The sequence below is a fragment of the Aliikangiella aequoris genome, assembly GCF_053709105.1.
The window spans coordinates 1,184,644-1,210,364 of record NZ_CM132298.1 but is presented as its reverse complement, the minus strand read 5'-3'; the positions used below and the strand labels follow the sequence as shown (position 1 = coordinate 1,210,364).

The window sequence follows — 25,721 nt, the reverse complement described above, 5'->3', positions numbered from 1 at the left end:
CTAACTCTTTGAAATTAAAGTAGATTTAATTAAACAATGAGCATTACTTTAATTCCATAAAATCGCTATAAAAATAACTAAAATGTTGAATTTTTGTGGTTACTTTAGGCTTAGTTAACTAAAAAAATTACCTGTGACTAAGTGATTTAATGACTTGACAAACATCAGCAGCTTAGCAAGGTAAAACTAAACGAACTTTAATTAAACATGTCGCTATAACTAACGAAGTTTGTTATCTAAAAGGGTTAAATTTTTTCCAGTATAGTCATTAAAAATTTGAATAGGCCAATGTTTTAACCTTATAGAAATACTTTAACATTTGTTTTAGGCGAAAAAAAACCGCTGAACAAGTCAGCGGTTTTTTATTTTCTCTTAACTAATCAGATTAGAAAGAGTGGTTCAAACGTACAAACCAGCTACGACCGAATAAACGATAGTTACTTTCATCAGTGTTACCATTGAAAGCAGGCTCGATATAAGGAGGTAATTCGTCTGTTAAGTTAGTGATACCAACAGAGACTTTAGTACCTTGACCGAAGTCATAGATAGCAGTTAAGTCATGATACATTTGAGCTTCAACTGTGTAAATGTGTCCGTCAGTAGTACCCCAGTATAATAACTCGTCATACTCTAATTCAGAGATATAGTTGCTAGCATAAGCAAGCGTTAAGTTATCATAAGTGTAAGTAGCACTTAAGTTCATTTTGTCAGTTGCGTAGTTAGTATCATTTTCATACAAACCTACTACATCTTCCATATCGAATGAGAAAGTAGTGTCGTTATATACTTGGTTTTCTCTTTCTAAGAAATGAGTCCAAGATAAAACAACGTTAAACTCACCTTCTAATGCTTCAAACTTGTAACGAGTTTCAAAGTCGATACCTTTTGCAGTCATTTTTGATAAGTTAGTTGCTTGTGCAGTGATGAAAGTGATTTCACCGTTAGCACGATTAACGTTTTCACAAAGCTCTGCAACACCACCTAAGTAACAACCTTGAAGTGAGTCAGCAGCACCAATAGCGCCAATAACTTCTTCAAGTTCAACAGACCAGTAGTCAACCGTAAAGCTTAAACCGTCAACAAAATCTGGAGAGTATGCAACACCAACTGTGAAAGTTTCGCCTTCTTCTGGCTCCAAGTTCACATTACCACCAACTTTTGCAAGTTGTTGGCTATCAGTATTTGCACTACCACCTGCTGGTACGCCGTCTGCTTGACAGTTTGCTTGCTGTGCAGCAGTTAACGCAGACCAGTTAGTAGAAGAACAAGGATCTGTCGCTGAAGGGAAAGAGTCATTCGCTGCGCTGAATAAGTTACCGATAGTAGGTGCACGGTAAACAGTACCAAAAGTACCACGAGCAGCTAAGCCGTCCATAATAGTCCATTTAATACCAACTTGACCGGTAGTAGATGCACCAAATGCGCTGAAGTCATCATAACGTAAACCAGCTGTTAGGTCTAAAGACTCTAATAAAGGAGCGTTAAATTCTGCGAAGAAACTTGTTACGTCAAACTCACCGCTTGTACCGCGAGATTTGTTACCCGTAACTTGGCTTAAGTATTTACCAGAGTCAACTTGTTGCTCTAGTGATTCTTCACGATACTCAACACCGAAACCACCCACTAATGGGCCTGCATCTAATTCCATTAAGTCGCCGCTAACAAAACCTGTTAACTGCTTAAGTGTGAAGTTAGACGAATCAACTAAAGGTGCTGAAACGAAGTCTAGCATTTCTTGAGTGATAGAACCTGGACCACCAAAAACGTTCATTGATACACAGTTGGCGATTGGCGCAGTTGGCGTACCACAAACAATGCTACCGTCTGTATCTTGGAAAGAAGGACCCATAGCTAAACCAAGGTTAGTACCATTTAACTGACCAAAATCAGTTGATACGGTTTGGCTGTGACCATAGTTATAACTTACGTCATATACCCAAGTCTCACCTAGCTCACCTTCAACACCGAAAACTTGTTGGAAACGCATGATGTCTTGCTCAAAGCTACGTCCGCCTTCTAACATACGACGACGTGAACGAACAACATCTTCACCAAATGGGTTATAGAAGTTATCTCTAGAAACACCATTAAATGCATCACCTGAAGGAGTAGTACCTTTGTACGCAGGATCGAAACGAGTATCGTAAGGAACTGCTGCTAACTCTTGACGAGAAGTACGCTTGTTGATACGAGTCTCAGAATAAAGAGTCACGTTATCAGCAATTTCCATTGTACCTTCCATGAAAACGTTAATTTTCTTGTAAGGAGTTTGCATGTAGTTAACAGGCGCATAGTTGTAAGTGTCATTGTTTGGACCGCCACCTACGAAATCACGCATATCAGCTAAAGTAGCGATACCGCCGTCACATGTGTCATTAGTTTGAGTAGGACCGCCGCTATCTAAATAGAACTGACCACAAGGAACAGAACCAGAACCAATGATAATTACGTTTGAATCTGGGTCATTTGTACCGATTAGGCCATTTTGCCAGAAAGATTCTTCTGCTGCTGTACCCCAAACTTGCCAAGGGTATTGGAAGAACTCAACATCTTTAACGTCGCCTTGATAAACAGGATTCTGTTCAACAATGTCAACACCAAATACTAAGTTACCAGCGTCAAACGTTTTACCAGCAATTACGCTGAAACTTGTTTGGTCGTTAGCGCCAACGTTAAAAGAACCAGATTGTTGTAGGTTTACTTCAATGCCTTCGTAATCTTTTTTAGTGATGATGTTAACAACACCAGCAACCGCGTCTGCACCATAAACAGCAGAAGCACCGTCTTTAAGTACGTCGATTCTTTCGATCATTGAGCTTGGAATGCCCTGGAAGTCTGAACTGATTGGACGACGACCATTGATTAATACTAATGTACGAGCTGAACCTAAACCACGTAACTCAACAAAAGTACCACCGTTACCACCATTGTTGGTAGTAGTCATTGCTGGAGAACCAGACATTACAGCGCTGCTTTGTAGGAACTGACCAACGTCTTGAATACCAGCCATTTCCATTTGTAAACCGCTTATAACAGTTACAGGAGATGCTGATTCAACGTCAGTACGAGTTAAACGTGAACCCGTAATAGTGATTTTTTGACTTTCTTCTGCTTCTTCTTCAGCTGCGAAAGCCGCTGGGGTATTTAACATTGAAATTCCAGCTGTAGCGAATAAAGCTAACTTTATTGCTTTAGCGATTGGATTTCGCTTTTCTAATGTTCTCAATTTAATTCTCCTAGGTTGTCATGGAGGTTGTTAATATAGTGAGTTTCGCTAATCGTTATACTCGATAAGTCATAAACACACCTAATAAAAGCCTTTCGGCCTGATCTGCCAAGAAAGATACTAACCGTTATTAAACTCACAGGTCAACTTTTTGTTCATATTTTTACATTTAGAAAATCAGACCGCCAAAAGTTTGGCTTTTCATAAAAAATTCTTTTATTTCAAAGAGGTAGAAAGAAAAAAGGCCGCAAAGCGGCCTTTTTTCCTACTGAACACTCACTAAAACTTTATTTATTAATGAGTTTTTTTCTTGAAATCAACAACGTGGGTATCAACAATAATAGCCAACCTATTGATCCTGAGCCTTTTTTGCTCCCTGTAATGGTAATAGTTACTTCATCAGTAGATGAAAACTCACCATCAGAAACTTCTAACATAAACGTATAGGTTCCGTTAGCTGCATCTTTTAATTTAAAGTGAGATTGGATTGAGCCAGAACCATATAAGGTAATAGCGTTTCCACCCACTTGTGTCCATTTATAAGACAAACGATCTTCGTCATTATCTTGAGTAGACTCAGCACTCAAAGAAACTTGCGACGCCACAGTTGGGTCACTTTTATCGTAAGCTTTATCAGGTCCTGCATTTGCAATAGGTGCAACATTCACAAGCTCAACTCTTGTTGCTGAAACACTTAAATCCGAAGTTCCTTCCATATCAGAAACAACAGTAACTAGTGGCGCTGCATCTTGCCCCAAATAACCTGCTTGTGGCACAACTCGGAAAGTAATTTCATAAGATTCAGCTGTTTGAATTGCATCAAAACAAATCTGCTCGCCTGCTGCAATCATGCTAGAAGCATCAGTTCCTAATGTTCCGTTACTGTTTTCAACACCTGCAGTAGCACCAACTAGTACGTTAGCACCTACTTGAGTTGGAGAGTATGAGTAAACTACTTCATATGCACCAGGAGCGTCTGAAACAGAAGTGGCTAAGAACATACCAAAGCTAATTCTATCGTCAGTAACTCCCCAACGCTGAACCTCATCGTAATCAACATAAATAAGGCTTGAGTTACCTGCTACTCTAACTCCTCGCGTGGCGGAATTAACGATTTCCATATCTTGCCATAAGCCCGCTAGCGTACTGTTAGGCGCTGAAGCCGTAGGCAGAACAGTATTGGACCAAGGTGAATTGCCAACATCGGAATATGTTGCAAACCCATCATCTGTGATAGTGAGTATTGATTCATTATTTCCGTAGAACGGCAAGTTAACGTTCAGAGAAATGCTTGTAGTATCACCTGTTAAAGGTAATGTGCCTATGTTTAAGTCTTCTAGCGCTAAATAACCACCCAAACCAGCAGAAGCACAGCTAGCATCAGTTACGCTGCTCACTACAGAGTAATCAGCATAAGGCATTTGCTGAGTAACGTTCCACACAAAGCCTTCACCTAATTGCGGTGTTGAAGTAACAACTAGCGTACCTGTGTCATTTTCTAAATTATTTTCATAATTTTGAACGACAATACTATAGGTACCTACCTCTGGGTTATTCAGGCTGACAGACTCATTTGAACCAAAGGCTGCAGAATAGCCGACTAAAGTCCCTAAGCTGCTGCCATCAGCACTAAAGTACACCCATAAATCTAAATCAGGTGAAGTTGTTTCTGTAATAGTCGCTGTTAAGTTTGAGCTTGCAGAAGCGATAACTACTGGATAGACAAATACTTCTGATAAATCGTCAACAGGGTCACCCACTGTCGAGTCTTGACCAACGGTAAAGTCTTCAGAAATATCAAGTCCAACTGCATTGGGATCTTTCACAGCAAAGCTACCATTGCTCGCAGTAATCGAACCTTCAACTAATGACATATTAGCGGGCATATCTATAGCAATTTCAAGATTTTGGTCAATGTTATAGACACTTTGGTTTACCATCATAGTGTATTCAATTTCTTCACCACGACTTACTAGCGTTTGCGCACTCGTTACGGTGAAATCATCTTCAACTCTATTTAATGTAACTCTAAAGCTTCCTAACTCCGCATCATTAACATTAATGGTAACGTCAGCGTAATAAGAGTCTCCTTCGGCAAAATCTATATCCCAAAAGAATCGCATCTCAACTGGCTCAATGCCATTTGAATAACTCGCAGCTTCAAGAGTTAACCCTTCTACTGGATCAGTTACTGGAATTACATCAATACTGACGCTTCCGGTATCTTCGCCTGCTCCACTTGCTTCATAGTTTTGAACAATCACTCGATATTCACCAGCTTCAGGTGACGATGTACTAGTAGACTCAGCAGAACCAGCGGCAGCTGAATAGGCAACAAGCCCCCAAGAGTCAGTAGTCGAGTCGTATTTTTCAATAAATAAATCAAGATCAGGAGAAGTAGTCTCTACAATTGCTGAACGCAAAAACGCAGTATTATTAGGGACACTGAACTCATAAACGAAGGTTTCATCTAAGTTATCGTTGTAAGTTGTAGTTGAATCTTCTGCAAGCGAAAAATCCTCAACAGTATTAAAGCCTGTCGCGTTAGCGTCATACAAACCATCAACTGTATAAGTGATATTAGTCGTCGCAAAAAGCTCAAAACTTGATAACAAATACGAACCGTCATTTCTTCCTGCATTTATAACTAGATCACCGGGAATTGCTTCTCTTTTGACCTTAATATATAAAGGAAGATGCATTTCAGGTTGACCAGTTGCAGCAATCATTACGTTAGCATACAGCTCGTCTCCTTCATCCATTAGAGCGGTGTCTACGCTCACTTCAACTTCTTGAGTTTGTCCAGCCGTTAAAGTAAAAGTTGCCGGAGTGACACTAACTACAGAGCTATCAGCCGTCAACGTGTAAGTGCCATCTCTTACCGCGGTGAAAGTTCTAGTCCAACTACAACCTAAACTACAGCCGTAGTTTGCAAGACTAGGAATATTAAGAGCCCGTGGGTTGCCTCCATTATTTGGATCGGCATTAGTATAATTGTCTAAAGTCTCAGACATTACTAAACCAACATTAATTGCTTTATCAACTTGGATACGACCTGCGCCTATATCAAAGTGATCTGCAGCGGTAGCTCCGTCTTCTTTTAAAACATTATTTGTTGAAGTCAACATTAATGCTGAACGGATTTGATCCGGGTTCCAGGTTGGGTGAGCATTTTTAACCAATGCTGCAGCACCTGCTACATGAGGTGCAGCCATTGACGTACCACTTAAGAAATCAAAATCTGAAGGGTTTGGCGAAGTCACATCTAAGTATGGCTGTTCGTCAGCATATGCAGCGTAAACTGCTACACCTGGTGCCGCAACTTGCGGAGTAATAATTTGACCAAAATCATTTGGCCCACGTGAAGAGAACGATGCCATCACATCGCTTGGCCCAGTAACAATTTTAAAATAATCATTATTAAGCGAGACAGCTAAGTCAGGAGTAGCCGATAAAGTAGCAACCATTGACTCACCATCTGTTTGAGAAACAAACAGTGACGGAATACTTGTTGCGGAACCTACAGACATTGCAACTAAAGAGTCACCACTGTTATTAAATACAATCACTGCGTTGGCACCTGCAGTCGCTGCATTATTTACTTTCGCCTCAAATGAGCAACCGCCACGGCTAATTAAAGCAACAGAGTCTGTAAAAGAACCTGCCGCAAAAGCATTACACCCAGTAAAGTTTGCAGCGTCTATGTCACCTGCATATTTTAAAGGCGCGGTAATTCCTGCATCAGGAAGCGCGGGTCCACTACTAATTTGAAAGATAAACTCTTCGCTGTCAAAACTTAAAGCTCTTCCAGCAGAACGCCCATGAGTTACCGCGGCTACGGCAGTATACCAAGGCGATGCTTTGGTTACAGTTTTTGCAGAAGGTCCAGAGTTACCTGCAGAAGTGGCAACAAAAATGCCTGCTGCTTGAGCATTCAAGAACCCGACTTCTGTTGCACTCAACCATGGATTAAATGGTGTCGTACCGCCAACAGAATAGTTAATTACATCAACATTATCTGCAATTGCATCGTCGATTGCGCCAATTGCTGCGGCGCTGAAACAACCACTTAATGAGTCACCACTATTGCCTGGAAGACAAGTTTGATATGAGATTATATTTGCATGCGGAGCAACCCCCGACAAACGAGGAAAAGTAACATTTGAAGGAATGCCGTCACCGCTTTCTCCCGACTCATTAATAAGCAAAGGAACGTCTAATAGTACGTTACCGCCGGCAGTACCAGCTGTATGTGAGCCATGTCCATTATAGTCTTCACCATTTCCTGGGCTCACAAAACCTGCCCCTGCAAAACTATCTAACAACTGAGAATAACTACGAACACCTATAAGTTTAGAGTTACATAAAGTTGCGTCTTCTACGCAATCTCCAACATAAACACCATCGCCCCATGGGTTAACAACAGTATAGTCATCATCGCCAGTCGCAGCAAAAGAAACGTGGTCTGTGTTAATACCGGTATCTAAAATACCAATAACAATACCTTCGCCTTTTAGCTCAGTTCCTGTTGCAGAACCATCCCAAACTTCTCCAGCGCCAATAAATTCTGGGCCAGTATCGGTATTCAAAGGTAATATTTCATTTTTCTCAATGAACGCTACTTGCGGCATTTTTGCAAGTTTTTTGGCTTCATCGAAGGTTAGCTCAGTCAAAATACCATTAATCGCGTAATTAAATCGCTTTAAATCTTTAACCGTCTTTCCAAGCTTTGAAGAAGCAAGATTAATAAAATCTGATTGCTTTCTTTCTAAGTAAGACTTGTAGGCAAATACTTCTGGCGCCGATTTCCGTGCTTGTTTACTCACTGATTTGCTAAAGATTTTACTGGTTGCCTTTAGGCCAGGAATGTCGCCTTTATACGAAGGAACGGCATCATTCACCAGTCTTACGATATACAGGGCTTTACCTGTGTGACTATTTTGCTTGAAATACTCTTCTTGCATCACTTTATCTTGAAGTGAAACAAGCTTGTCTTTTACTCTATTATTTTGGATTTGATTAATTGGTTTAGCTTTAAACTTTAGCGGCGCGAGTGAGTTTCTATTTAACTCAGCTTGGCTCACTGTATAAGCGCTAGCACCAAATGTACAAGCTGTTAACACAGCTGTAACAATTGACTTAATTTTCATTATTTATCTCCCAAATAGGAATATAACTGTTAGCAAATATCTCGCAGGGGGTGCCCCCGCGAGATTACGACTTGTCTAAATTTAGAAGCGGTACTCAAGATTCATTGAGTAAAAAGTTCCAATATTGTCGTATATTGCAGAACCAGTACCTGTACCAAAGAATGGATGCGGAGGTAACTCATCAGTTGCGTTATTAATAAGCAATTGAACACTCATATCTTCCATCACATTGTACTTAGCGCCTAAGTTCAAATAGTATTTAGACTCTAAGAAAAGATTATCTGAAGCATCTAAGTTAGGATCGTCTGCATCAAAAATACTTTCCTTTTCGCCATTTAATTGCTCATCAATAAAGGTAACCGAACCGAAAACTGTTAAATCGTCAATTTCCCAGTTTAGTGACAATCGATATTGAAGCTCAGGAGAACCAACTTCGCCCTCAACACTGTCAGTATTGTCAGCAGTATTTAATATAAAGGTTCTTTCTTGCAAATAAGAACCAGCTAAACGTGCTGTTAGTACGCCAGAATCAGCCAAATCAAACTTATAATCCATTTCAAAGTCAATGCCTTTAGACTGAAACTCATTTAAGTTAACCGGAGAAGAGCGAATAAAGCTAACGTCACCCGTCGCTGGGTCACGGTCATTTAAAGCACAAAACTGGTTATTAATTCCATTTGGATCATCAACACAACGGTTTAAGATCGCTTGAGCGCCTGTGTTTGCAATTGCTTTTGTAATTTCAAAATCGTACATATCGACAGCAATGTTAAAGCCCTCTAAGAAGCTCGGCGAGTATACAAATCCTATGGTAGAAGTAGTTGATTCTTCGCCTACTAAGTTAGGGTTACCACCAGAAGACCCCGGTACAGTAACACTATCATTTGCAACAAAGTTTTCTGGATCTGCGATTCCCAAAGCTTGACAGTTGGCAATGCGGTTATCAATACCATTAGCAGCGTTCGCTAACTGATCCATGTCACATGGGTCGTTAATTCCAAAGAAGTTTTGACCTGGAGGTGAAAACAGTTCGCCAATGTCTGGTGCACGTAAAGATTCACCAGTTGTATATCTAATCGTTAGATCAGAGTTAACTTCCCAATTTAATCGACCTTCCCAAGTGGTATTTTTACCTATCGTAGAATAGTCAGAGCTACGCGCAGCAACTTCGACGGTTAAATCTTCTACTAACATAACGCCATTTAGTAAAGGTATTGACATTTCAGTGAAAAATTCTGATGTTTGATAGTTACCGCGGCTAACTGATAAAGCGTTGAAGAAAGTTAAACCGAGTGCAGAAGCGGTATCTTCTTCACCTCCAGCTCGCTCATCGCGGAACTCAGCACCAAAAATAAAACCAGCAGGTCCTGCCCAAGTGTTAAACAAATCTTGGTTTGCGACAAACGCCTGAACTTGAGTTTGTTCTAGATCAAACTGACCAATTGCAGTTTGCGAAAACCAGTCAATCGCTTCTTGGCTCGGAGCTCCGAAACCAAATAAGTTTACTGGAACACAACCAGTATAAGCATAAGGGCTAAGTCCACTGCTGCCACCAGTTGCTTCTTGTAGAAGTGCTCGACAAGTTACATCGCCCGCTTGAACATCTTGAAACTCATCGAAGCCAGCGCCTGTAGCATTAATTAAGTCAACGTCTGCTTGAGTTAAACGTACCGCATCTGCAGATGCATAGAAACGCTCGTCAATTCGATTGTTAAAGTTACTTCGTTGGATATCTGTACGACCATAATTTGCGAAAGCTTCCCATTCCCAATCTATGCCGATAAAACCACGCGCTCCAACAACCATTCGAAAAGTATTTCTGTCGTTTAATTCTTTTCTGCGTCCAAAGTCAGTATGAAAACGGCGTAATCCAAAGTCAGCTCCACCTGTCAATGCTGCAACTTCAGGCGAAATGTAGGCATTATCAGACTGTATTGTAAGTGTGCCAAAATCAAATGAAGGCTGACCTTGTTGATTTGACTGGACAGAAGCAAAGCGTGTTTCTACAAATAGTTCTGTTTCGTCTGTTAAGTTATATTTAAAGTTCGCATCTAAAGTGAACCTTTCAAAACCTACTTGAAGATCATTAAAGGTGCTTAAATCTAGAGGGCGACAACCAGCGCCAGCACAACGAATACCGTCTACATATTCAAAATCTGCAGAAGGATTAAATGAGGTAAATGACCCATCTGGGTTAAATTGTCCAATTACGCCACCACCAAAAATCGCACCGCCATCAGAAATTGTATAGTGGCCTTGGTTTGGTACCGTAATTCTATCAGGAATGCCATCATCAACTTGAACCCCATTGCTTATGGTATCACCATCAGCTGGGTTATTGATTGTTCCCCATTTTTGAGTAAAAACACCGCCTCGTTCTGCGGCTGTTAACTCGTCTTGCTTATCGTAAGAGAAAGCAAAAATAACACTACCTTTATTCTCAGCAAAATTAGAACCAGAAGTAAAACTTACTCCTCTGCGTTCAAAGCCGCTATCACCAGCAATGCCGTAATTTGCTCTAACTTCACTTCCTTCGATGTTGTCTTTTAAAATAAAATTGACAACACCTGTCACCGCGTCGGCACCATATACAGCAGCATTTGCGCCAGTGATAATATCAACTCGCTCAATTAAAATAGCCGGTATACTGTTGACGTCGACAGCTGATGAACCAGGACTTCCCGAAACATGACGACGCCCATTAACCAGAACTAGCGTTCGCTGTGTACCTAGCCCACGTAAATCAAGAGAGCCAATTCCCGCGGTGCCAATAAAATTACCTGAATTTTGAGAGGTGAACGTAGAGTCAAGCTGTGGAAATGTTGCAAGAACATCCCCTAAAGCAACAGCTCCTGAACGCTCAATTTGTTCTGCTGTTATAACATTAACGGGTGAGGGAGATTCAAAGCCTTCCCTTCTTAATCTCGAACCAGTAATAACGACTCTGTTCGTGTCTTTGTCTGCTTCTTCTTCCGCTTCAGCAGCAAGTAACGTAGCAGGTGTTGATAGTGCCGATACCGTAGCCGTAGCTAGCAGCGCTAATTTAACCGCCTTTGCGATTGGATTTTTTGCGTCATGGATTCTCAATTTGAATCTCCCCGTGGTTGTTTTAATAGTGTTTTTATTTTTAACATAACTCCCAAAAAGCTAAGCTATGCATTTAATAACAGTTGTAAAAACTTAGTCTGTCCATCGATAATCATATAGCTAGAATTAAGGTTGGGACAATCAGATTGGTAATAATTACAATGTTAGTTATTATTTTACCTAAACCACTTTAGACTAGAATTAATTAAAATGCACAGAATTATTGATGTACCAACACTTGTGGCATCATAGTATTTTATGCTGAGTCAGGTATAAATGAGGGACTAAAATTACGAAAGGAGTTGCAACAATCAACATTTTGATGCTGTGCAACATCCTAATTTGTTCAAATGGCTTGTATACTTTTACTTCATTTTGTTAAATTCTTTTTCTAAATCAAACTGTTTTGAAGTCACAAAAGATTCAATATTGCGTAGTTTAGTTTCCGCAACTGCAAATTTTTCTGAGACTTGCTTGAGTGTCGTTTTAGGATCAGTCCCTTTTTGCCAAACTTCTTTAACACTGCTGCGGTATGGCCTATCTGGGCTTTCGCTTGCTTGCGGCTTGGCTTTTCGACCGAAGCAGCCTTTATTAGAGCGACTGCCGGGCTTTGGCTCTAAAATAAAGTTAAGTATAAAGTAGGCAAGAATGATGGTGCCGTTAAACCAGTTTAACAAGAGTAACGAAACCGCGATAATTCTCACTACCCAAGTTTCAAAGCCAAAGTACTCTGCTATACCGGCACAGACACCACATATTTTCGCTGAATCCGGCAGTTTGTATAGCTTGCGCTGCGAGCTAGGGGGGTAACGATTATCTTCGCTCATGTTTTCTTCTCCACCCAGGAGTTTCATCGTCAAGAATTGCTTCTAGCGTTTCAACCCGTTCTAGCATTTTATCGGCGATATGCATTAACTCTTGCAGCTTATTGTGGTCAGCCTCTGAAATACCATTTTCTTTTTGTCTTTTTGAACGGTAATGCATAATGACCCAAATCGGTGCGACGAAAATTGTAAATAAAACAAAGGGTACAAACAAAAAATCACTATCCATGCTAGAGCTCCTGATTAATCTGAGTTTTTAGAAACGCGCGCTTTTAGCTCGGCTAACTGCTTATCGACTTCGTCTTGCTGCTCTAATTCGTTAATTTCATCTGAAAGACTACGGTTTTTGCCAAGGTCATAGGACTCAACCTCTGATTCAAGTTCGTCTAATTTACGCTCAAAACGCTCAAATCGTGTCACGGCATCCTCAGACGACTGTGCATACAAGCTTTTCTTTACTTTTAACCTTGATGAGCTAGTGCTGTGACGCATTAGTAAGGCTTTTTGACGCGCTTTAGCATCGTTGAGCTTTTCTTGTAGCTGAGTAACTTCATTTGAAAGGCGCGCTAATACGTCTTCAACTTTATCTAGCTCGTGTTGTAACTCATTTGCGACTGACTGCGCTTGATTTTTTTCCATTAAAGCCGCTTTTGCTAAATCCTCTCGCTCTTTAGAAATTGCTAACTCTGCTTTACGCTCCCATTCTTGGGCTTCAGCGTTAAGCTTCTCGATTCGGCGGCATATATCTTTTTTATCCGCAATGGTTCTAGCAGAAGAAGTTCTTACCTCAACTAATGTATCTTCCATTTCCTGAATAATTAAGCGAATTAACTTTTCTGGATCTTCGGCTTTATCTAATAGCGCATTGATGTTGGCATTAACAATGTCTGCAAATCTTGAAAAAATACCCATTTAAACTTCTCCTAAACGACGATATTAAGTATTGTGCTTAATTCTATTAAAATAACAACTCTAACCAATTAACTGGTGTTTGTAAGGGCGGTAATTCACTCATATTCTGACTAAACTGCCGCTCTTTAAGCCCAAAATCCTTGTTGGTGTGGTCAATTTGAGCCACCATAATTCCTAACAGCCCAATGACCCCAATGATTATCTCGACTATGGTTTTACTGTGACGACGAGAAAATGCCACTTTAGTCTTTGTTGATAACATCCGTTTTTACCTTTTAGTTAATTTGACTATTTGCGTTAAACTTACCAAAAGTAATACAGCAATCATGCCAACTATTTATTGACTCACTAACTTATTGTATTTATTTGATTTTATAAAATAATCGCGTGACTTAGTGAGTCCCAGTATGCAAAAATACTCCATCATTTAGTCAATTTGACTAACTTGCAAAAATAAAAAGAGCTAAAACTATTATGAAATCGGAAAACGTCGATAATTTAATTGGTGAAGCGAGCAGCTTTTTAGAAGTTATTGAACAGGTTTCATTATTAGCAGCGCTAGATAAACCCATACTAATTGTTGGCGAACGCGGTACAGGTAAAGAGCTGATTGCCGCGAGGATGCATTATCTCTCACCTCGTTGGGAGCAACCTTTCGTTAAATTAAACTGTGCGGCAATTAATGAAAATTTGCTAGAAACAGAGCTGTTTGGGCATGAGTCTGGCGCTTTTACTGGCGCAAACAAGCGCCACCTAGGCCGGTTTGAGTTAGCTGACAAAGGAACTCTTTTTCTAGATGAGCTAGGTAATAGTTCGCTCGCAGTGCAAGAGAAGCTACTTAGAGTGATTGAATATGGCGAAATGGAACGCGTTGGCGGCAATAAAACCATTAAAGTCGATGTACGCATTGTCGCAGCGACTAATGAAAATTTACCGCAAAAAGCGCAACAAGGAAAATTTAGAGCAGATTTACTCGATAGGCTAGCTTTTGACGTAGTTACAATACCACCACTGCGCGCGAGAATCTCAGACATATTAATTCTTGCGCAACATTTTGGGCTAGCGATGACCCGAGAGCTAGAAAGAGAATACTTCGCTGGTTTTAGTAAACAAGCAGAGCTAGAGCTACTTAACTACCCTTGGCCAGGCAATGTGAGAGAACTTAAAAATGTCGTTGAGCGAAATATCTATAAAAACCAGCCAGACCAAATAATAGAGTCTATCCAGTTTAATCCTTTTGACTCACCCTATTTACTGAGTGGAGATAATAGCAATCATTCTATGCAGAGTTGGAACGACAGTACACCGCCAGATGCTGCATTTAAAAACCAAGAGACTTGTTCACCCTCTTCAATTGAAAACTCAGAGGATTTAATCAGTTCCAAAAGCAACCTCACTAGCGCGCCTAATTTTCCTATCGATTTAAAGCAAACCATGGCCGATCAAGAAGTCGATTTAATTAATCAAGCCTTAGAGACAGCACAGTTTAATCAGAAAAAGTGTGCAGAATTACTCGGCTTGACTTATCATCAACTCAGAGGCTACCTCAAAAAATACCAATTACTCGACCAAAAGTGATCTAGTGGTGTTATTCAAATTACAAAAATTATTCCCTGTACTGTTTTCTTGCAGCGTAAGCTGTTTGCTTTTAAGCAGCTGCAGCTACCAAACAAGCTCTGCAGTAAAAGCCAATGTGTTAATTTATTGCTCCGAAGGTAGCCCAGAAACTTTTAACCCGCAATTGTCCACATCTGGGACAACATTTGACGCGTCTTCACGCACTTTATATAACCGACTGGTTGAGTTTATTCCCGGTACAACCAATATTAAACCGGCACTTGCCTCTCGCTGGAGCGTGTCAAAAAACGGTAAAGAATTCACCTTTTTTCTGCGCAAAGATGTCGAGTTTCACAGTAATAAACTGTTTACTCCGTCTCGCCCGTTAAACGCAGATGACGTCTTATTTAGCTTTAACCGACAACGATTGCCCGACCATCCGTTTCATAATATATCTAACCTGCGTTTTGGCTACTTTAATTCGATGGCACTCGATAAGCTCATCGAAGATATAATAAAAATCGACGAGTATACGGTTAAATTCAAATTAAGCCGCTCTGAGAGCCCATTTTTAGCAACTTTAGCAATGGATTTTGCTTCTATTTTGTCTGCAGAATATGCGCAAAATTTACTAGCAAATAACACGCCGCAACTTATCGACAACCAACCTATTGGTACTGGCCCATTTCAATTAATAAGATACCAACCCGACGCTTACATTCGGTTTAGGGCACATCAAGAATACTGGCAAGGCAAGCCCGAACTTGAGAACTTAGTTTTTGCGATCACTCCAGATCCCTCTCTTAGATTCGCGCGCATGATTGCAGGTGAATGTGATGTGATGGCTAACCCATTGCCGGTGCATATTGATGTGGCCAGTTCGCATAAAAACCTAAAGGTTTTAAGTGAACCAGGACTTAATGTGGCTTACCTATCTTTAAACACGCGTAAGGCGCCTTTTAACAACCTTAAAGTTCGTCAAGCCATCAACTTAGCCATTGATAAAAAGTCAATTATAAGTACGGTGTATCAAAACACCGCGACGGTAGCCAAAAGTCCAATTCCGCCCAGTATTTGGTCTTATGATCTGCGACTACAAGATTACGGATTTAATTTAGCCACCGCAAAACGTCTAATGCAAGAAGCAGGATATGAGCAAGGTTTTGATATGCAAATTTGGACAATGTCAGCACAGCGCGCTTACAATCCAAATGCAAAAAAAATGGCCGAACTAATACAGCAAGATCTTCGTCAATTAAATATTAACGTGTCTATTAGCACTTTCGAGTTTGGAACTTTTTTATATAATACTCGGCGCGGACAACACCATGCTGCGCTCATGGGTTGGATTAGTGATAATGGTGATCCAGATAATTTTTTCTCTCCTTTGCTAAGTTGCAGCGCAACCATCTCTGGTACTAATTCTGCCTTTTGGTGCGATCCAAACTTTGACCAGCTCATTGACAGTGCGCGCGCACTCACCCTCAAAGAAGATAGAATACAGCTTTACAAAAAAGCTCAGCAAGTTTTTATCAATAATGCACCTTGGGTACCGATTGCACACTCGACTCAACACTCTATTATCAATAAACGGGTAGAAAATTTTCAAATTATTCCTGCGGGTGGTGTTTATTTTGGCGGCGTAACTTTAAAAGCACTGCAAGCCTCGCAGGAAATTGAGGAGTTAAGCTCCGATGATTAATATTGTTTTGCGCCAAACTGGGCTGCTTTTAATTAGTCTGTTTACCTTAAGTATTTTAACCTTTACTTTTACCGAGCTCATTCCTAAAGAACACTCTTTTTATTTTAATGAGTTAATTAATAATCAAGCGAGCTTTTTAGAACGCTATTTTGATTATTTACAGTTAATTTTACAGGGCGAATGGGGCCAGTCTCGGATAAGTGGTAACAGTGTACTTTCTGAATTTTTAACCCACATTCCAGCCACACTTGAACTTGCAATTGCCGCCTTATTACTCGCCTTATGTGTTGGCTTACCTTTGGGAGTTTTTGCCGCAGAAAATAAAAACAAGTGGCCTGACAAACTGGTTATTTCAACCACTTTAATCGGCTACTCCATGCCTATTTTTTGGTGGGGCATGTTATTAGTTTTATTCTTCTCGCTTACATTGGGTATTACCCCAGTAGCCAGCCGAATTGGTTTTGAATACGACATTTTGCCCGTTACTGGATTTATGCTAATCGACACTTTAATTAGTACTCAACCTTATGCATTAGAAGCTTTTTTTAATGCAGTTCAACACTTGATTTTACCGACAATTGTTTTAGCGACTATTCCTGTTGCTATTTTTGCCCGAGTGACTCGCTCAGCCATGATCGAAGTGTTATCAAGTGATTATATTCGCAATGCCAAAGCGAAAGGCTTGCCCTACTCTCGAATTATTTGGGTACACGCATTACGCAACGCGCTTATTCCTATCATTACCGTTGTTGGGTTACAAATCAGTGTTTTAATCACAGGCACGTTAATTACAGAAACTATTTTCTCATGGCCAGGCATTGGGAAATGGCTATTAGAAGCAGTTCACAGAAGAGACTTAATTACTATTCATGGCGGGCTACTTGGTATTGCTATCATTGTTATATTCACCAATATTTTAGTGGAAATAGCAACCTACCTATTGAATCCTAGAATAAGGCATAGAAAATGATTAGCTCGCCACAATTTTATCAAGAGTCAGAAATACCCAGCACCTTTGCACGTTGGCGACAAAAATTTGTTAGCAATAAACTGGCGCTTGGCTCTGCTATCATTTTACTTTTTATTATTATTGTCGCTATTTTTGCTCCGTGGATTGCACCTTTTGATCCGGCCTTTCAGTTCGAACATCAAAAAGTTCCGCCTATTTGGACAGCCGAAGGCATGCCCAAGTATTTATTGGGTACCGATGATTTAGGTAGAGACTTATTCTCTCGACTGGTTCATGGCGCAAGGCTATCGTTAAAGCTAGCTGCAACGGTTGTTTTGATCGCTGGTATTATCGGCATAACCCTTGGCTGTATCACTGCGTTATCTAATCGAGTGATTGACCAAATTATTTTACGCCTTATGGATTTAATTTTAGCATTGCCGTCTTTATTGCTAGCCATCGTTATTGTGGCAATAATTGGTCCAGGGCTACCTAATGCGATTTATGCTGTTGCCATTGTATTAATTCCTCACTTTGTTTTGCTAACTCGTAATGCCATTAATCAAGAGCTTAGTAAGGAATATATTACCGCTATGATGCTTGATGGTGCACGCCGTTACCGTTTATTTACTCGCTCTATTCTACCCAATATAATTCCCACACTCATTGTACAATTAACACTCGCGTTTTCTACCGCAATTTTAGAGATTGCCGCGCTCGGCTTTTTGGGGCTAGGTGCGCAAGCTCCTCACCCTGAATGGGGAACCATACTGTCAGAGTCTTATGTTTATATTACCGTTGCGCCTTGGACCGTTGCACTGCCGGGTTTAGCAATATTTTTTACTTTACTGTCAATTAATCTGGTCGGTGATGGGTTAAGAGACGCAATGGATTTGGATAATTAAGCGCCTACTATGCCACTATTACGAATAGAAAATTTGTCGGTCGACTATCACACAGACTCAGGAACTTTCCCAATTATTGAGCGCCTGTCTTTAAAGATGAGCAATGGTGAAATTCTGGGAATTGTTGGTGAATCTGGCTCTGGTAAAAGCGTTCTTGCACTTGCCATAATGGGCTTACTTTCGCCCAAAATGGAAATGCGCGCTGATTATATCAATTTAGATGGCCAGGATTTAATGAAGCTTTCTGCAGAAGAGCGCGCCATATTTGTCGCATCTAAAGTATCGATCATATTTCAAGAACCGCAAGCAAGTTTAAATCCTTGTTTTTCAATCGCGACGCATTTAGAAGAAACAATCGCTATTCATCAAGGCGGAAGTCAAAAAATGCGCCGAACCCGCGCGCTAGAATTATTAGATTCGGTGGGAATTTTTCAACCCGAGTATATCCTCAAAATGTATCCTCACCAGCTGTCTGGTGGAATGAATCAGCGTGTTGCTATTGCGACCGCTTTGGCTTGTAAACCTCGATTACTTATTGCCGACGAACCGACTACTGCATTAGATGTGACTATACAATCACAAATTATTGATTTGTTAGTTAATTTAAGTCGAGCCGAAAACGCGGGGCTTATGTTTATTACTCATGACTTTGCACTGCTCTCTGAAAATACTGATCGCATCGGCGTTTTTTACTCTGGACAACTCATGGAACACGCCGCAACCGAAAATATTTTAACTAACCCGCGCCACCCCTATACCAAAGCATTGATGGACAGCATTCCTCAAATGGGTGATCGACATAAAAAGGGTTCTCGGTTATTTGCATTAAACGGCAATATTCCAGCGCTTGATCAATTACCAGTAGGCTGCCGACTCGGGCCACGCTGCCCTATTGCTGAAAGGCAATGTGTTAAAAAACAAATCTTAAAAAGCGTTCCCAACTACGGCAAAGTTCGCTGCCATGTTGCAGCACGCAGAAAACCGACCAAGCTTACACAAATAAGGGCAAGCGAATGAGCTTACTTATTGCTAAGAGTATTTCTAAAAAGTACCCCATAAAAGGGCTTGGGTTTGGTCGAGCCAGTCATTTAGACGCCATAACCGATGTAAGTTTTAGTCTCGATAAAGGCAAAACTTTAGCCATTGTGGGTGAGTCAGGCTCAGGCAAATCGACACTTGCTCGCCAAATTATTGGAATTGAAAAACCCTCTTCTGGAGAAATTTATTTTAATGGCAAAAAGCTAAACTATCACAGCCGCAAACAGCGTAAAGAACGCTTTCAAAATATTCGAATGATTTTTCAAAATCCTTTTGGTTCGCTCAACCCACAAGCCAGAATTGGCGATATTTTAGCCGAGCCGTTAAGAATAAATACTAAATTAAGCAATAAAGAAATTAGTGATAAAGTTGCTCTAACCTTAAACCGGGTAGGACTTTTATCTGAACACCAATATCGATACCCACATATGTTCTCTGGGGGGCAACGCCAACGAATTGCTATAGCTAGGGCAATTATTCTTGACCCACAAATTATTATCGCTGACGAGCCGCTTTCAGCGCTGGATGTATCAATTCAGGCGCAAATACTCAACTTACTACAAGAGTTACAAGAAGAAATGGGAATTTCTTATTTGTTTATTTCACATGATTTGAATGTGGTTGAGCATATAGCCGATGAAGTTATGGTAATGTATCGTGGAGAAATTGTTGAGTGCGGGGAAATCGCGCAAATATTTGACCAGCCGCAACACCCATACACCCAAGCACTATTTGCTAGCACGCCAATGTATCGCAAACGTTTTCCAAACTTCCCTACGCCAAACTTCGCGACTTCAAAAAAGTCTAACCTTAATGGCTGTAATTTTTTAAGCCGGTGTCCACACGCGACCGAGCAATGCGAGCAAGAAAAACCGCCACTGTTAAACACGAGTGATCGCTTCCGCATTGCTTGCTTTAATAGTCAGCAACAAAAAAGCGGCAATTAAGCCGCTTTTTATCAACACTTCTCAAACTTACTGAACTAAATTATTTAAGTTTCTCGTTACTTCCGATTTTAGGCGCTTTTCTTCAATAAAAGCACTTATCTCTGCATTCGAATAGTAAGAATTTAAAAATAACATACGCTGGTTTATTTCAGCTTCTTCAGCAGTTGAATAGTCGCCTTTTTCAACCTGGTTTAACATTAACAATGTCGCCCCCTGAATACCTTCAACAATATTATAAACAACTTCACCTTCATTTGGTTTAGTCATCTTAAAGAACTCTGCATTAGCCAAAAAGGGCAGCTGTGCGTTATTTCTTTGTAGCTTATTTAAGTCTTGCCACGCCAAGTTATGCTCTGCCATTATTTGGCTTGCTGCTTGGCCTTGTTTGAGCTGCTCTAAAATACTATTCGCTACTTGTTGAGCTTTTTGTTTCGCTTGAGTTTGCTTTAAGTTTTGCTCAACTCTCGCCTTAACTTCACTAAGCGCTTGAACACGACTTGGAACATGTTCTTTAACACGTAAAACCACGGCATGCTTATCAGCAATCTCTACCAGTTCAGAGTTTAACTGAGCTTCAATAACATCTGAGCTAAACGCAGCATTTTTTAGTTGTTGATTTGCAAATAACCCTTGCTTGTAACTTTGCCCAAATAACGGGCTAGTCTTTACCTCTAACCCTGTTGCACTCGCCGCTTCGGTTAAAGAGTCTGCAATTTCAAATGCTAATTTAGCTAATTGAGTTGACTTAGCGTAATAATCTTCTTCCGCTTTTGTCGTTTGTATAGCCACTTTAATTTCGTCTTTTACCTCAGCCAAAGGAATAGCCGAACCATCTTTTACTTCAGTTAGCTGAATTAATTGATAACCAAAATCACTTTTAACCGGTTCAGAAACATCACCAATATTTTGCAGGGCTTGTGCCGCTTCTTCAAAAGAAGCTTCCATAGCTCCCTCTAAAAGGAACCCTAAATCACCACCAGACTCTTTGGTAGGGACATCGTCTGAGAATTGTTTGGCCAACTCAGCAAAAGATTCACCAGCATCAATTTTCGCTTTAATTTCTTGAATTTTTTCAAGTGCAGCACTTTCATCATCATTGGCCAATACTAGAATATGTGAAACTCGCTTTTGTTCTTCGGTTTTGTATTTCTCTATATTATTTTCGTAAAAAGCAGTTATTTCTTCGTCAGTGACTTGTTGAGCTGCTTTTAATTTATCTAAAGAAATCTCAATATATTCCACCGAAACTTTTTCTTCCACTCGAAACGCTTCTAAGTTTTCTTGATAATAGGCTTGTATTGCTTCGTCGGATAATTCAATTTTGTCGATAAAAGCTGCACTATCCACTTGTAATGCTTTACCGCTGCGAGACTCTGTCATTATCTCAAAGTCAGCTTTAGCTTCGCCTTGTAAAGCAAACTCACTATCCATTAAGCCAGCGACAAGTTGCTGAGTCACACCTTGTTGAGCATAAATGCTTTTAAATTTACTCTTACTCATCTGAGCTCGAATAATCGTTTGTTCTACTAACCCTGGCGAGTACTGCCCATCTACCACGTAGTTAGGATCAGTTTGAATCAATTGGCGTAATGCATCAGTCGAAAGGCGCATTTCAAGGTCAACAATAGCTTGTTTACGAACCTCTTCATCAATTAAACGCTGTAACACATCTTCTTGAAACTTACGTTCGTCTTCGTCCGTTTTAACCGTCGCATTATAGTAATCTTGACGTTGTGACTTGGTGTTATTGTAGGCACGCTGAAAGTCTATTCTAGAGATACTATTGCCATTTACTATAGCTACGGCATTGGGATCACCAAGGAAAAACGAAGATGAGAAATAGCCTGCAAAAACAAAGGATATTACGATGATGAAAATGACGATTTTAACCCAGGGTTTTTTAACCCCTTCTCTGATGCTTTCTAACATAGCGAGTTGCTCTTCTGAATGTTGATCTATATTTTTGTTATAACACTGAATAAAAAAACGCGCCGATTAAGGCGCGCTTATTCTGGCGGAGCGGACGGGACTCGAACCCGCGACCCCCGGCGTGACAGGCCGGTATTCTAACCAGCTGAACTACCGCTCCTAAAACTCTTCATCTAAAAAGTTGTCACACATTTTAGATGGTGGGCGCTAGTGGGCTCGAACCACTGACCCTCGCCTTGTAAGGGCGATGCTCTCCCAACTGAGCTAAGCGCCCATCTAAAAAGGAGCGCTAGTTTACCGCGTCTTTAAGCCCTTTACCAGCCTTAAATCCAGGAACTCTTGCTGCTGGAATTTCGATAGTTTTACCTGTTTGTGGATTGCGTCCTGTACGAGCTGCACGATCTTTAACAGAAAATGTTCCAAAACCAACTAATGCTACTTGATCACCTTTACGAAGTGTTTCTGTGATTGAGTCGATCATCGCGTCTAATGCACGTCCTGCTGAAGCTTTAGAAATGTCGGCACCTGATGCAATCGCATCTACTAGTTCAGATTTATTCACTTAATTCCCCTTTAATTCTTATCTTTAAAAATAAGAGCACGTTTTTTCTAACATGTGTGCCCCTTGCGGATAACTTTATACCAATGGAGTAAATTGTCTGTCAAGCGACAAATGCTCGAAACCCCAGAAAAACCGAGGCTTTGGTTAAAATAGCAGCGTTTTCCTTATTTTCGTTAGTTCACTAGGATATTTTACATTATATGTTACAAATATTCGGCTTTACTCTTGACCCGTTTTTTAGTGGGGTTTAACCGCTGCCTTTCTTGATTTTGTGCCTGCCTGTGCTTTTTTCCCCTTCGCTTCGGTTTTACTCTCTTCGCTAATGGGTGTCGGCATATGCACTAGCGCTTGCTCTAACACTTCATCAATCCATCTAACCGGCACTATTTCCAATCCACCAATCACGTTTTGAGGTATTTCTTTCAAGTCGCGAACGTTCTTTTGCGGAATTAAAACCTTTTTAATCCCCCCACGATGAGCTGCAAGCAGTTTTTCTTTTAAGCCGCCGATTGGTAAGACTTCACCGCGTAAAGTTATCTCACCTGTCATGGCGACGTCCCTGCGCACTGGAATATCAGTTAACGCACTGACTAAAGCGGTACACATAGCACCACCGGCACTTGGTCCGTCTTTCGGGGTAGCACCTTCAGGAACATGCACATGAATGTCTTTTGATTGATAAAACTCTTCATCTACCCCTAAAGACTTCGCTCGGCTGCGTACAACCGTCATAGCGGCCTTAATAGACTCTTGCATTACATTCCCTAAATGCCCAGTCGAAAGCGCCTTACCGGTACCGCTAGTGACAGCAGCCTCTATGGTTAATAAATCACCGCCCACCTGTGTCCAAGCAAGTCCAGTAACTTGTCCTACTTGATCGGTTTCGCCAGCGCGGCCAAAATCATACTTTTCGACCCCTAAATATTTACCTAGGTTTTTCGCATTAATTTTGATTTGCTTCTTTTTAGGGTCTAGCATTAACTGCTTTACCACCTTACGACAAATTTTAGACAGTTCACGCTCTAAGTTTCTAACTCCCGCTTCACGAGTGTAGTAGCGAACAATGTTAATTAAAGCTGACTGTGATATTTTTATATCGTCTTCGGCCAAACCATTGACCCTAATTTGTTTAGGCAGCAAGTAGCGCGAAGCAATATTCAGTTTTTCATCTTCGGTGTAGCCTGACAAAGTAATTACTTCCATTCGATCTAAAAGTGGCCCGGGTATATTCATTGAGTTTGCAGTACACACAAACATCACTTCCGAAAGATCGTAATCAACTTCTAAATAATGGTCGTTAAAACTAGAGTTTTGCTCAGGATCGAGCACTTCTAATAATGCCGAAGCCGGATCGCCACGCATATCCATTGCCATTTTATCGATTTCATCTAACAAAAATAATGGATTTTTAACTTTCGTTTTACTCAACTTTTGGATGATTTTTCCCGGCATAGAGCCAATATAAGTGCGGCGGTGCCCTCTAATTTCAGCTTCATCTCTCACGCCGCCGAGTGACATTCTGACAAACTCTCGTCCTGTCGCCTTTGCAATTGATTCACCCAGTGAGGTTTTACCCACACCGGGAGGCCCTACCAGGCAAAGCACTGAACCTTTAAGTTGTTTAACGCGAGTTTGCACCGCTAAAAACTCGAGTATTCGCTCTTTGACTTCCTCTAAACCATAATGGTCTGACTCAAGAGTGTCTTGTGCGCGGTCAATTTCTGCAAATAGTTTCGAACGCTTTTTCCACGGAATATTCAGCATCCAGTCAATGTAGCCTCTTACGACAGTGGCTTCTGCAGACATTGGAGACATCATTTTTAATTTTTTAAGCTCAGACTCAGCCTTCTCTTTCGCTTCTTTAGGCATACCTGCGGCTTTGATCTTTTTCATCAACTCTTCAATATCAGAAGCACCGTCTTCGTCACCTAACTCTTTTTGTATCGCCTTTATTTGTTCGTTTAAATAATAATCTCGCTGGCTTTTATCCATTTGCTGTTTAACCCGGCCACGAATTTTCTTTTCAACGTTTAATAAGTCGATTTCAGCTTCCATCAGGCCCATTAAATATTCTAAGCGTTGCGCGACGCTTTCCATTTCAAGAATATTTTGCTTCTCTTCAATCTTTAGAACTAAGTGGGCTGCTATTATGTCTGACAGTTTTTCTGGCTCATCTACTGCAGACACAGTATTCATGACCTCGGAAGGGATCTTTTTATTCAATTTAATATAATTATCAAACATTGATTTAATTGAACGTGTAAGCGCGTTTTTCTCGGCTTCCTTAACCTCAACGTTGGCTACCGGTTTATGCGTAGCGATCAAAAATTCGTCTTTTAATGCTAATTGTTCAATTTTGCTGCGGCTAACGCCTTCTACCAAAACCTTTAAATTGCCGTCAGGTAGACGTAACATTTGTAAAATATTTGCCACGCAGCCTAAACCAAATACATCTTTTGCATCAGGCTCATCTTTGTTTGCATCTTTTTGTGCAACTAATAGTACTTGATTACCGTTTTCCGAGGCGTATTCCAGCGCTTTAATCGACTTTTCTCGCCCCACAAACAGGGGAATAACCATATGTGGGAAAACAACCACGTCTCTTAATGGCAACACGGGTAACTGTAGACTTTCAACCGGCTCTGGCATATTTGCTCTCTTAACTTTTTGACTGATTAATTTTATGGGTATTATTCGATACTCAAAAAATTGTCTTATATATTTAATGATTACTTACTAGTCAACTTGGGTTATAACAAATCCAATGGGTATTAAAGTATTTCTTAGAATTGACAATTATTAGCAAGTATATAGTCAATGAAAAATTAACATAACCATTTCATTTAAAATTATTACTGGTTTTATATGGGGGTTGGAAACTGTTATTCAATAGAAATTGTAATAAAAAGCTGGCGATTGCCAGCTTTTTATTT

The 25,721-nt window shown here is 40.5% G+C and carries 16 protein-coding genes and 2 tRNA genes; 6 read left to right on the top strand and 12 right to left on the bottom strand.

Going from position 1 to position 25,721, the window contains the following annotated elements; all coding sequences use genetic code 11:
* Positions 1 to 385: 385 nt before the first annotated feature.
* The 7 genes from ACUR5C_RS05330 to ACUR5C_RS05300 form a co-directional block, all read right to left on the bottom strand.
* Positions 386 to 3,226 carry a TonB-dependent receptor plug domain-containing protein gene (locus tag ACUR5C_RS05330; protein WP_454467322.1) on the bottom strand — a complete coding sequence of 947 codons (2,841 nt, stop codon included), beginning with the start codon at positions 3,224 to 3,226 and terminating at the stop codon, positions 386 to 388.
* A gap of 287 nt (positions 3,227 to 3,513) precedes the next feature.
* Complete coding sequence (locus tag ACUR5C_RS05325) at positions 3,514 to 8,376, bottom strand: S8 family serine peptidase (protein ID WP_454467321.1); 4,863 nt, start codon at positions 8,374 to 8,376, stop codon at positions 3,514 to 3,516.
* An 81-nt stretch (positions 8,377 to 8,457) separates the two neighbouring features.
* Positions 8,458 to 11,463, bottom strand: a complete 3,006-nt coding sequence (locus ACUR5C_RS05320; RefSeq protein ID WP_454467319.1) for a TonB-dependent receptor domain-containing protein — start codon at positions 11,461 to 11,463, stop codon at positions 8,458 to 8,460.
* Between the two features lie 365 nt (positions 11,464 to 11,828).
* Entirely contained in the window at positions 11,829 to 12,290 is a 462-nt protein-coding gene (pspC, locus tag ACUR5C_RS05315) for an envelope stress response membrane protein PspC (RefSeq protein ID WP_454467318.1), read from the bottom strand.
* On the bottom strand, positions 12,277 to 12,516 hold the full coding sequence (gene pspB / locus ACUR5C_RS05310; protein ID WP_454467317.1) for an envelope stress response membrane protein PspB: 240 nt from the start codon (positions 12,514 to 12,516) through the stop codon (positions 12,277 to 12,279). The genes pspC and pspB overlap by 14 nt, the downstream gene beginning before the upstream one ends.
* A 14-nt stretch (positions 12,517 to 12,530) precedes the next feature.
* Complete coding sequence (gene pspA, locus ACUR5C_RS05305; protein ID WP_454467316.1) at positions 12,531 to 13,199, bottom strand: phage shock protein PspA; 669 nt, start codon at positions 13,197 to 13,199, stop codon at positions 12,531 to 12,533.
* Between the two features lie 46 nt (positions 13,200 to 13,245).
* On the bottom strand, positions 13,246 to 13,461 hold the full coding sequence (locus tag ACUR5C_RS05300) for a hypothetical protein (RefSeq protein WP_454467315.1): 216 nt from the start codon (positions 13,459 to 13,461) through the stop codon (positions 13,246 to 13,248).
* 212 nt (positions 13,462 to 13,673) lie between these two features.
* Between ACUR5C_RS05300 and pspF the strand changes: the two genes are divergently transcribed.
* From pspF to ACUR5C_RS05270, 6 genes are all read left to right on the top strand, one after another.
* On the top strand, positions 13,674 to 14,777 hold the full coding sequence (gene pspF / locus ACUR5C_RS05295) for a phage shock protein operon transcriptional activator (protein WP_454467314.1): 1,104 nt from the start codon (positions 13,674 to 13,676) through the stop codon (positions 14,775 to 14,777).
* A 115-nt stretch (positions 14,778 to 14,892) separates the two neighbouring features.
* Positions 14,893 to 16,458: an ABC transporter substrate-binding protein gene (locus ACUR5C_RS05290; RefSeq protein WP_454467313.1), complete on the top strand. Its 1,566-nt coding sequence runs from the start codon at positions 14,893 to 14,895 to the stop codon at positions 16,456 to 16,458.
* Positions 16,451 to 17,428, top strand: a complete 978-nt coding sequence (locus ACUR5C_RS05285) for an ABC transporter permease subunit (RefSeq protein WP_454467312.1) — start codon at positions 16,451 to 16,453, stop codon at positions 17,426 to 17,428. Before ACUR5C_RS05290 ends, ACUR5C_RS05285 begins: the two co-directional genes overlap by 8 nt.
* Positions 17,425 to 18,312 (top strand): ABC transporter permease subunit, encoded by an 888-nt coding sequence (locus ACUR5C_RS05280; protein ID WP_454467311.1) that lies wholly within the window; start codon positions 17,425 to 17,427, stop codon positions 18,310 to 18,312. The genes ACUR5C_RS05285 and ACUR5C_RS05280 overlap by 4 nt, the downstream gene beginning before the upstream one ends.
* A gap of 9 nt (positions 18,313 to 18,321) precedes the next feature.
* A complete protein-coding gene (locus ACUR5C_RS05275) occupies positions 18,322 to 19,329 on the top strand; it encodes an ABC transporter ATP-binding protein (RefSeq protein WP_454467310.1) in 1,008 nt (335 codons plus the stop codon).
* Entirely contained in the window at positions 19,326 to 20,297 is a 972-nt protein-coding gene (locus ACUR5C_RS05270) for an ABC transporter ATP-binding protein (protein ID WP_454467309.1), read from the top strand. The genes ACUR5C_RS05275 and ACUR5C_RS05270 overlap by 4 nt, the downstream gene beginning before the upstream one ends.
* Before the next feature lie 27 nt (positions 20,298 to 20,324).
* On the opposite strand, the gene ACUR5C_RS05265 is transcribed toward ACUR5C_RS05270, so the two are convergent.
* The 5 genes from ACUR5C_RS05265 to lon all read right to left on the bottom strand — a co-directional run bounded on the left by ACUR5C_RS05265 (position 20,325) and on the right by lon (position 25,437).
* Entirely contained in the window at positions 20,325 to 22,226 is a 1,902-nt protein-coding gene (locus ACUR5C_RS05265) for a SurA N-terminal domain-containing protein (RefSeq protein ID WP_454467308.1), read from the bottom strand.
* Positions 22,227 to 22,309: 83 nt separating this feature from the next.
* A tRNA-Asp gene (locus ACUR5C_RS05260) sits at positions 22,310 to 22,386 on the bottom strand.
* A gap of 38 nt (positions 22,387 to 22,424) precedes the next feature.
* Positions 22,425 to 22,500: transfer RNA gene (locus ACUR5C_RS05255), tRNA-Val, on the bottom strand.
* A 15-nt stretch (positions 22,501 to 22,515) separates the two neighbouring features.
* Positions 22,516 to 22,788 (bottom strand): nucleoid-associated protein HU-beta, encoded by a 273-nt coding sequence (gene hupB, locus ACUR5C_RS05250; RefSeq protein ID WP_142942036.1) that lies wholly within the window; start codon positions 22,786 to 22,788, stop codon positions 22,516 to 22,518.
* A 237-nt stretch (positions 22,789 to 23,025) separates the two neighbouring features.
* On the bottom strand, positions 23,026 to 25,437 hold the full coding sequence (gene lon, locus ACUR5C_RS05245; protein WP_454467307.1) for an endopeptidase La: 2,412 nt from the start codon (positions 25,435 to 25,437) through the stop codon (positions 23,026 to 23,028).
* Positions 25,438 to 25,721 lie beyond the last annotated feature (284 nt).

Bases quoted from the DNA above. Each gene is read 5' to 3' on its own strand.
- ACUR5C_RS05325 (WP_454467321.1), bottom strand. From the start codon at position 8,376: ATGAAAATTAAGTCAATTGTTACAGCTGTGTTAACAGCTTGTACATTT.
- pspC (WP_454467318.1), bottom strand. From the start codon at position 12,290: ATGAGCGAAGATAATCGTTACCCCCCTAGCTCGCAGCGCAAGCTATAC.
- pspB (WP_454467317.1), bottom strand. From the start codon at position 12,516: ATGGATAGTGATTTTTTGTTTGTACCCTTTGTTTTATTTACAATTTTC.
- pspA (WP_454467316.1), bottom strand. From the start codon at position 13,199: ATGGGTATTTTTTCAAGATTTGCAGACATTGTTAATGCCAACATCAAT.
- ACUR5C_RS05300 (WP_454467315.1), bottom strand. From the start codon at position 13,461: ATGTTATCAACAAAGACTAAAGTGGCATTTTCTCGTCGTCACAGTAAA.
- pspF (WP_454467314.1), top strand. From the start codon at position 13,674: ATGAAATCGGAAAACGTCGATAATTTAATTGGTGAAGCGAGCAGCTTT.
- ACUR5C_RS05285 (WP_454467312.1), top strand. From the start codon at position 16,451: ATGATTAATATTGTTTTGCGCCAAACTGGGCTGCTTTTAATTAGTCTG.
- ACUR5C_RS05280 (WP_454467311.1), top strand. From the start codon at position 17,425: ATGATTAGCTCGCCACAATTTTATCAAGAGTCAGAAATACCCAGCACC.
- ACUR5C_RS05275 (WP_454467310.1), top strand. From the start codon at position 18,322: ATGCCACTATTACGAATAGAAAATTTGTCGGTCGACTATCACACAGAC.
- ACUR5C_RS05270 (WP_454467309.1), top strand. From the start codon at position 19,326: ATGAGCTTACTTATTGCTAAGAGTATTTCTAAAAAGTACCCCATAAAA.
- ACUR5C_RS05265 (WP_454467308.1), bottom strand. From the start codon at position 22,226: ATGTTAGAAAGCATCAGAGAAGGGGTTAAAAAACCCTGGGTTAAAATC.
- lon (WP_454467307.1), bottom strand. From the start codon at position 25,437: ATGCCAGAGCCGGTTGAAAGTCTACAGTTACCCGTGTTGCCATTAAGA.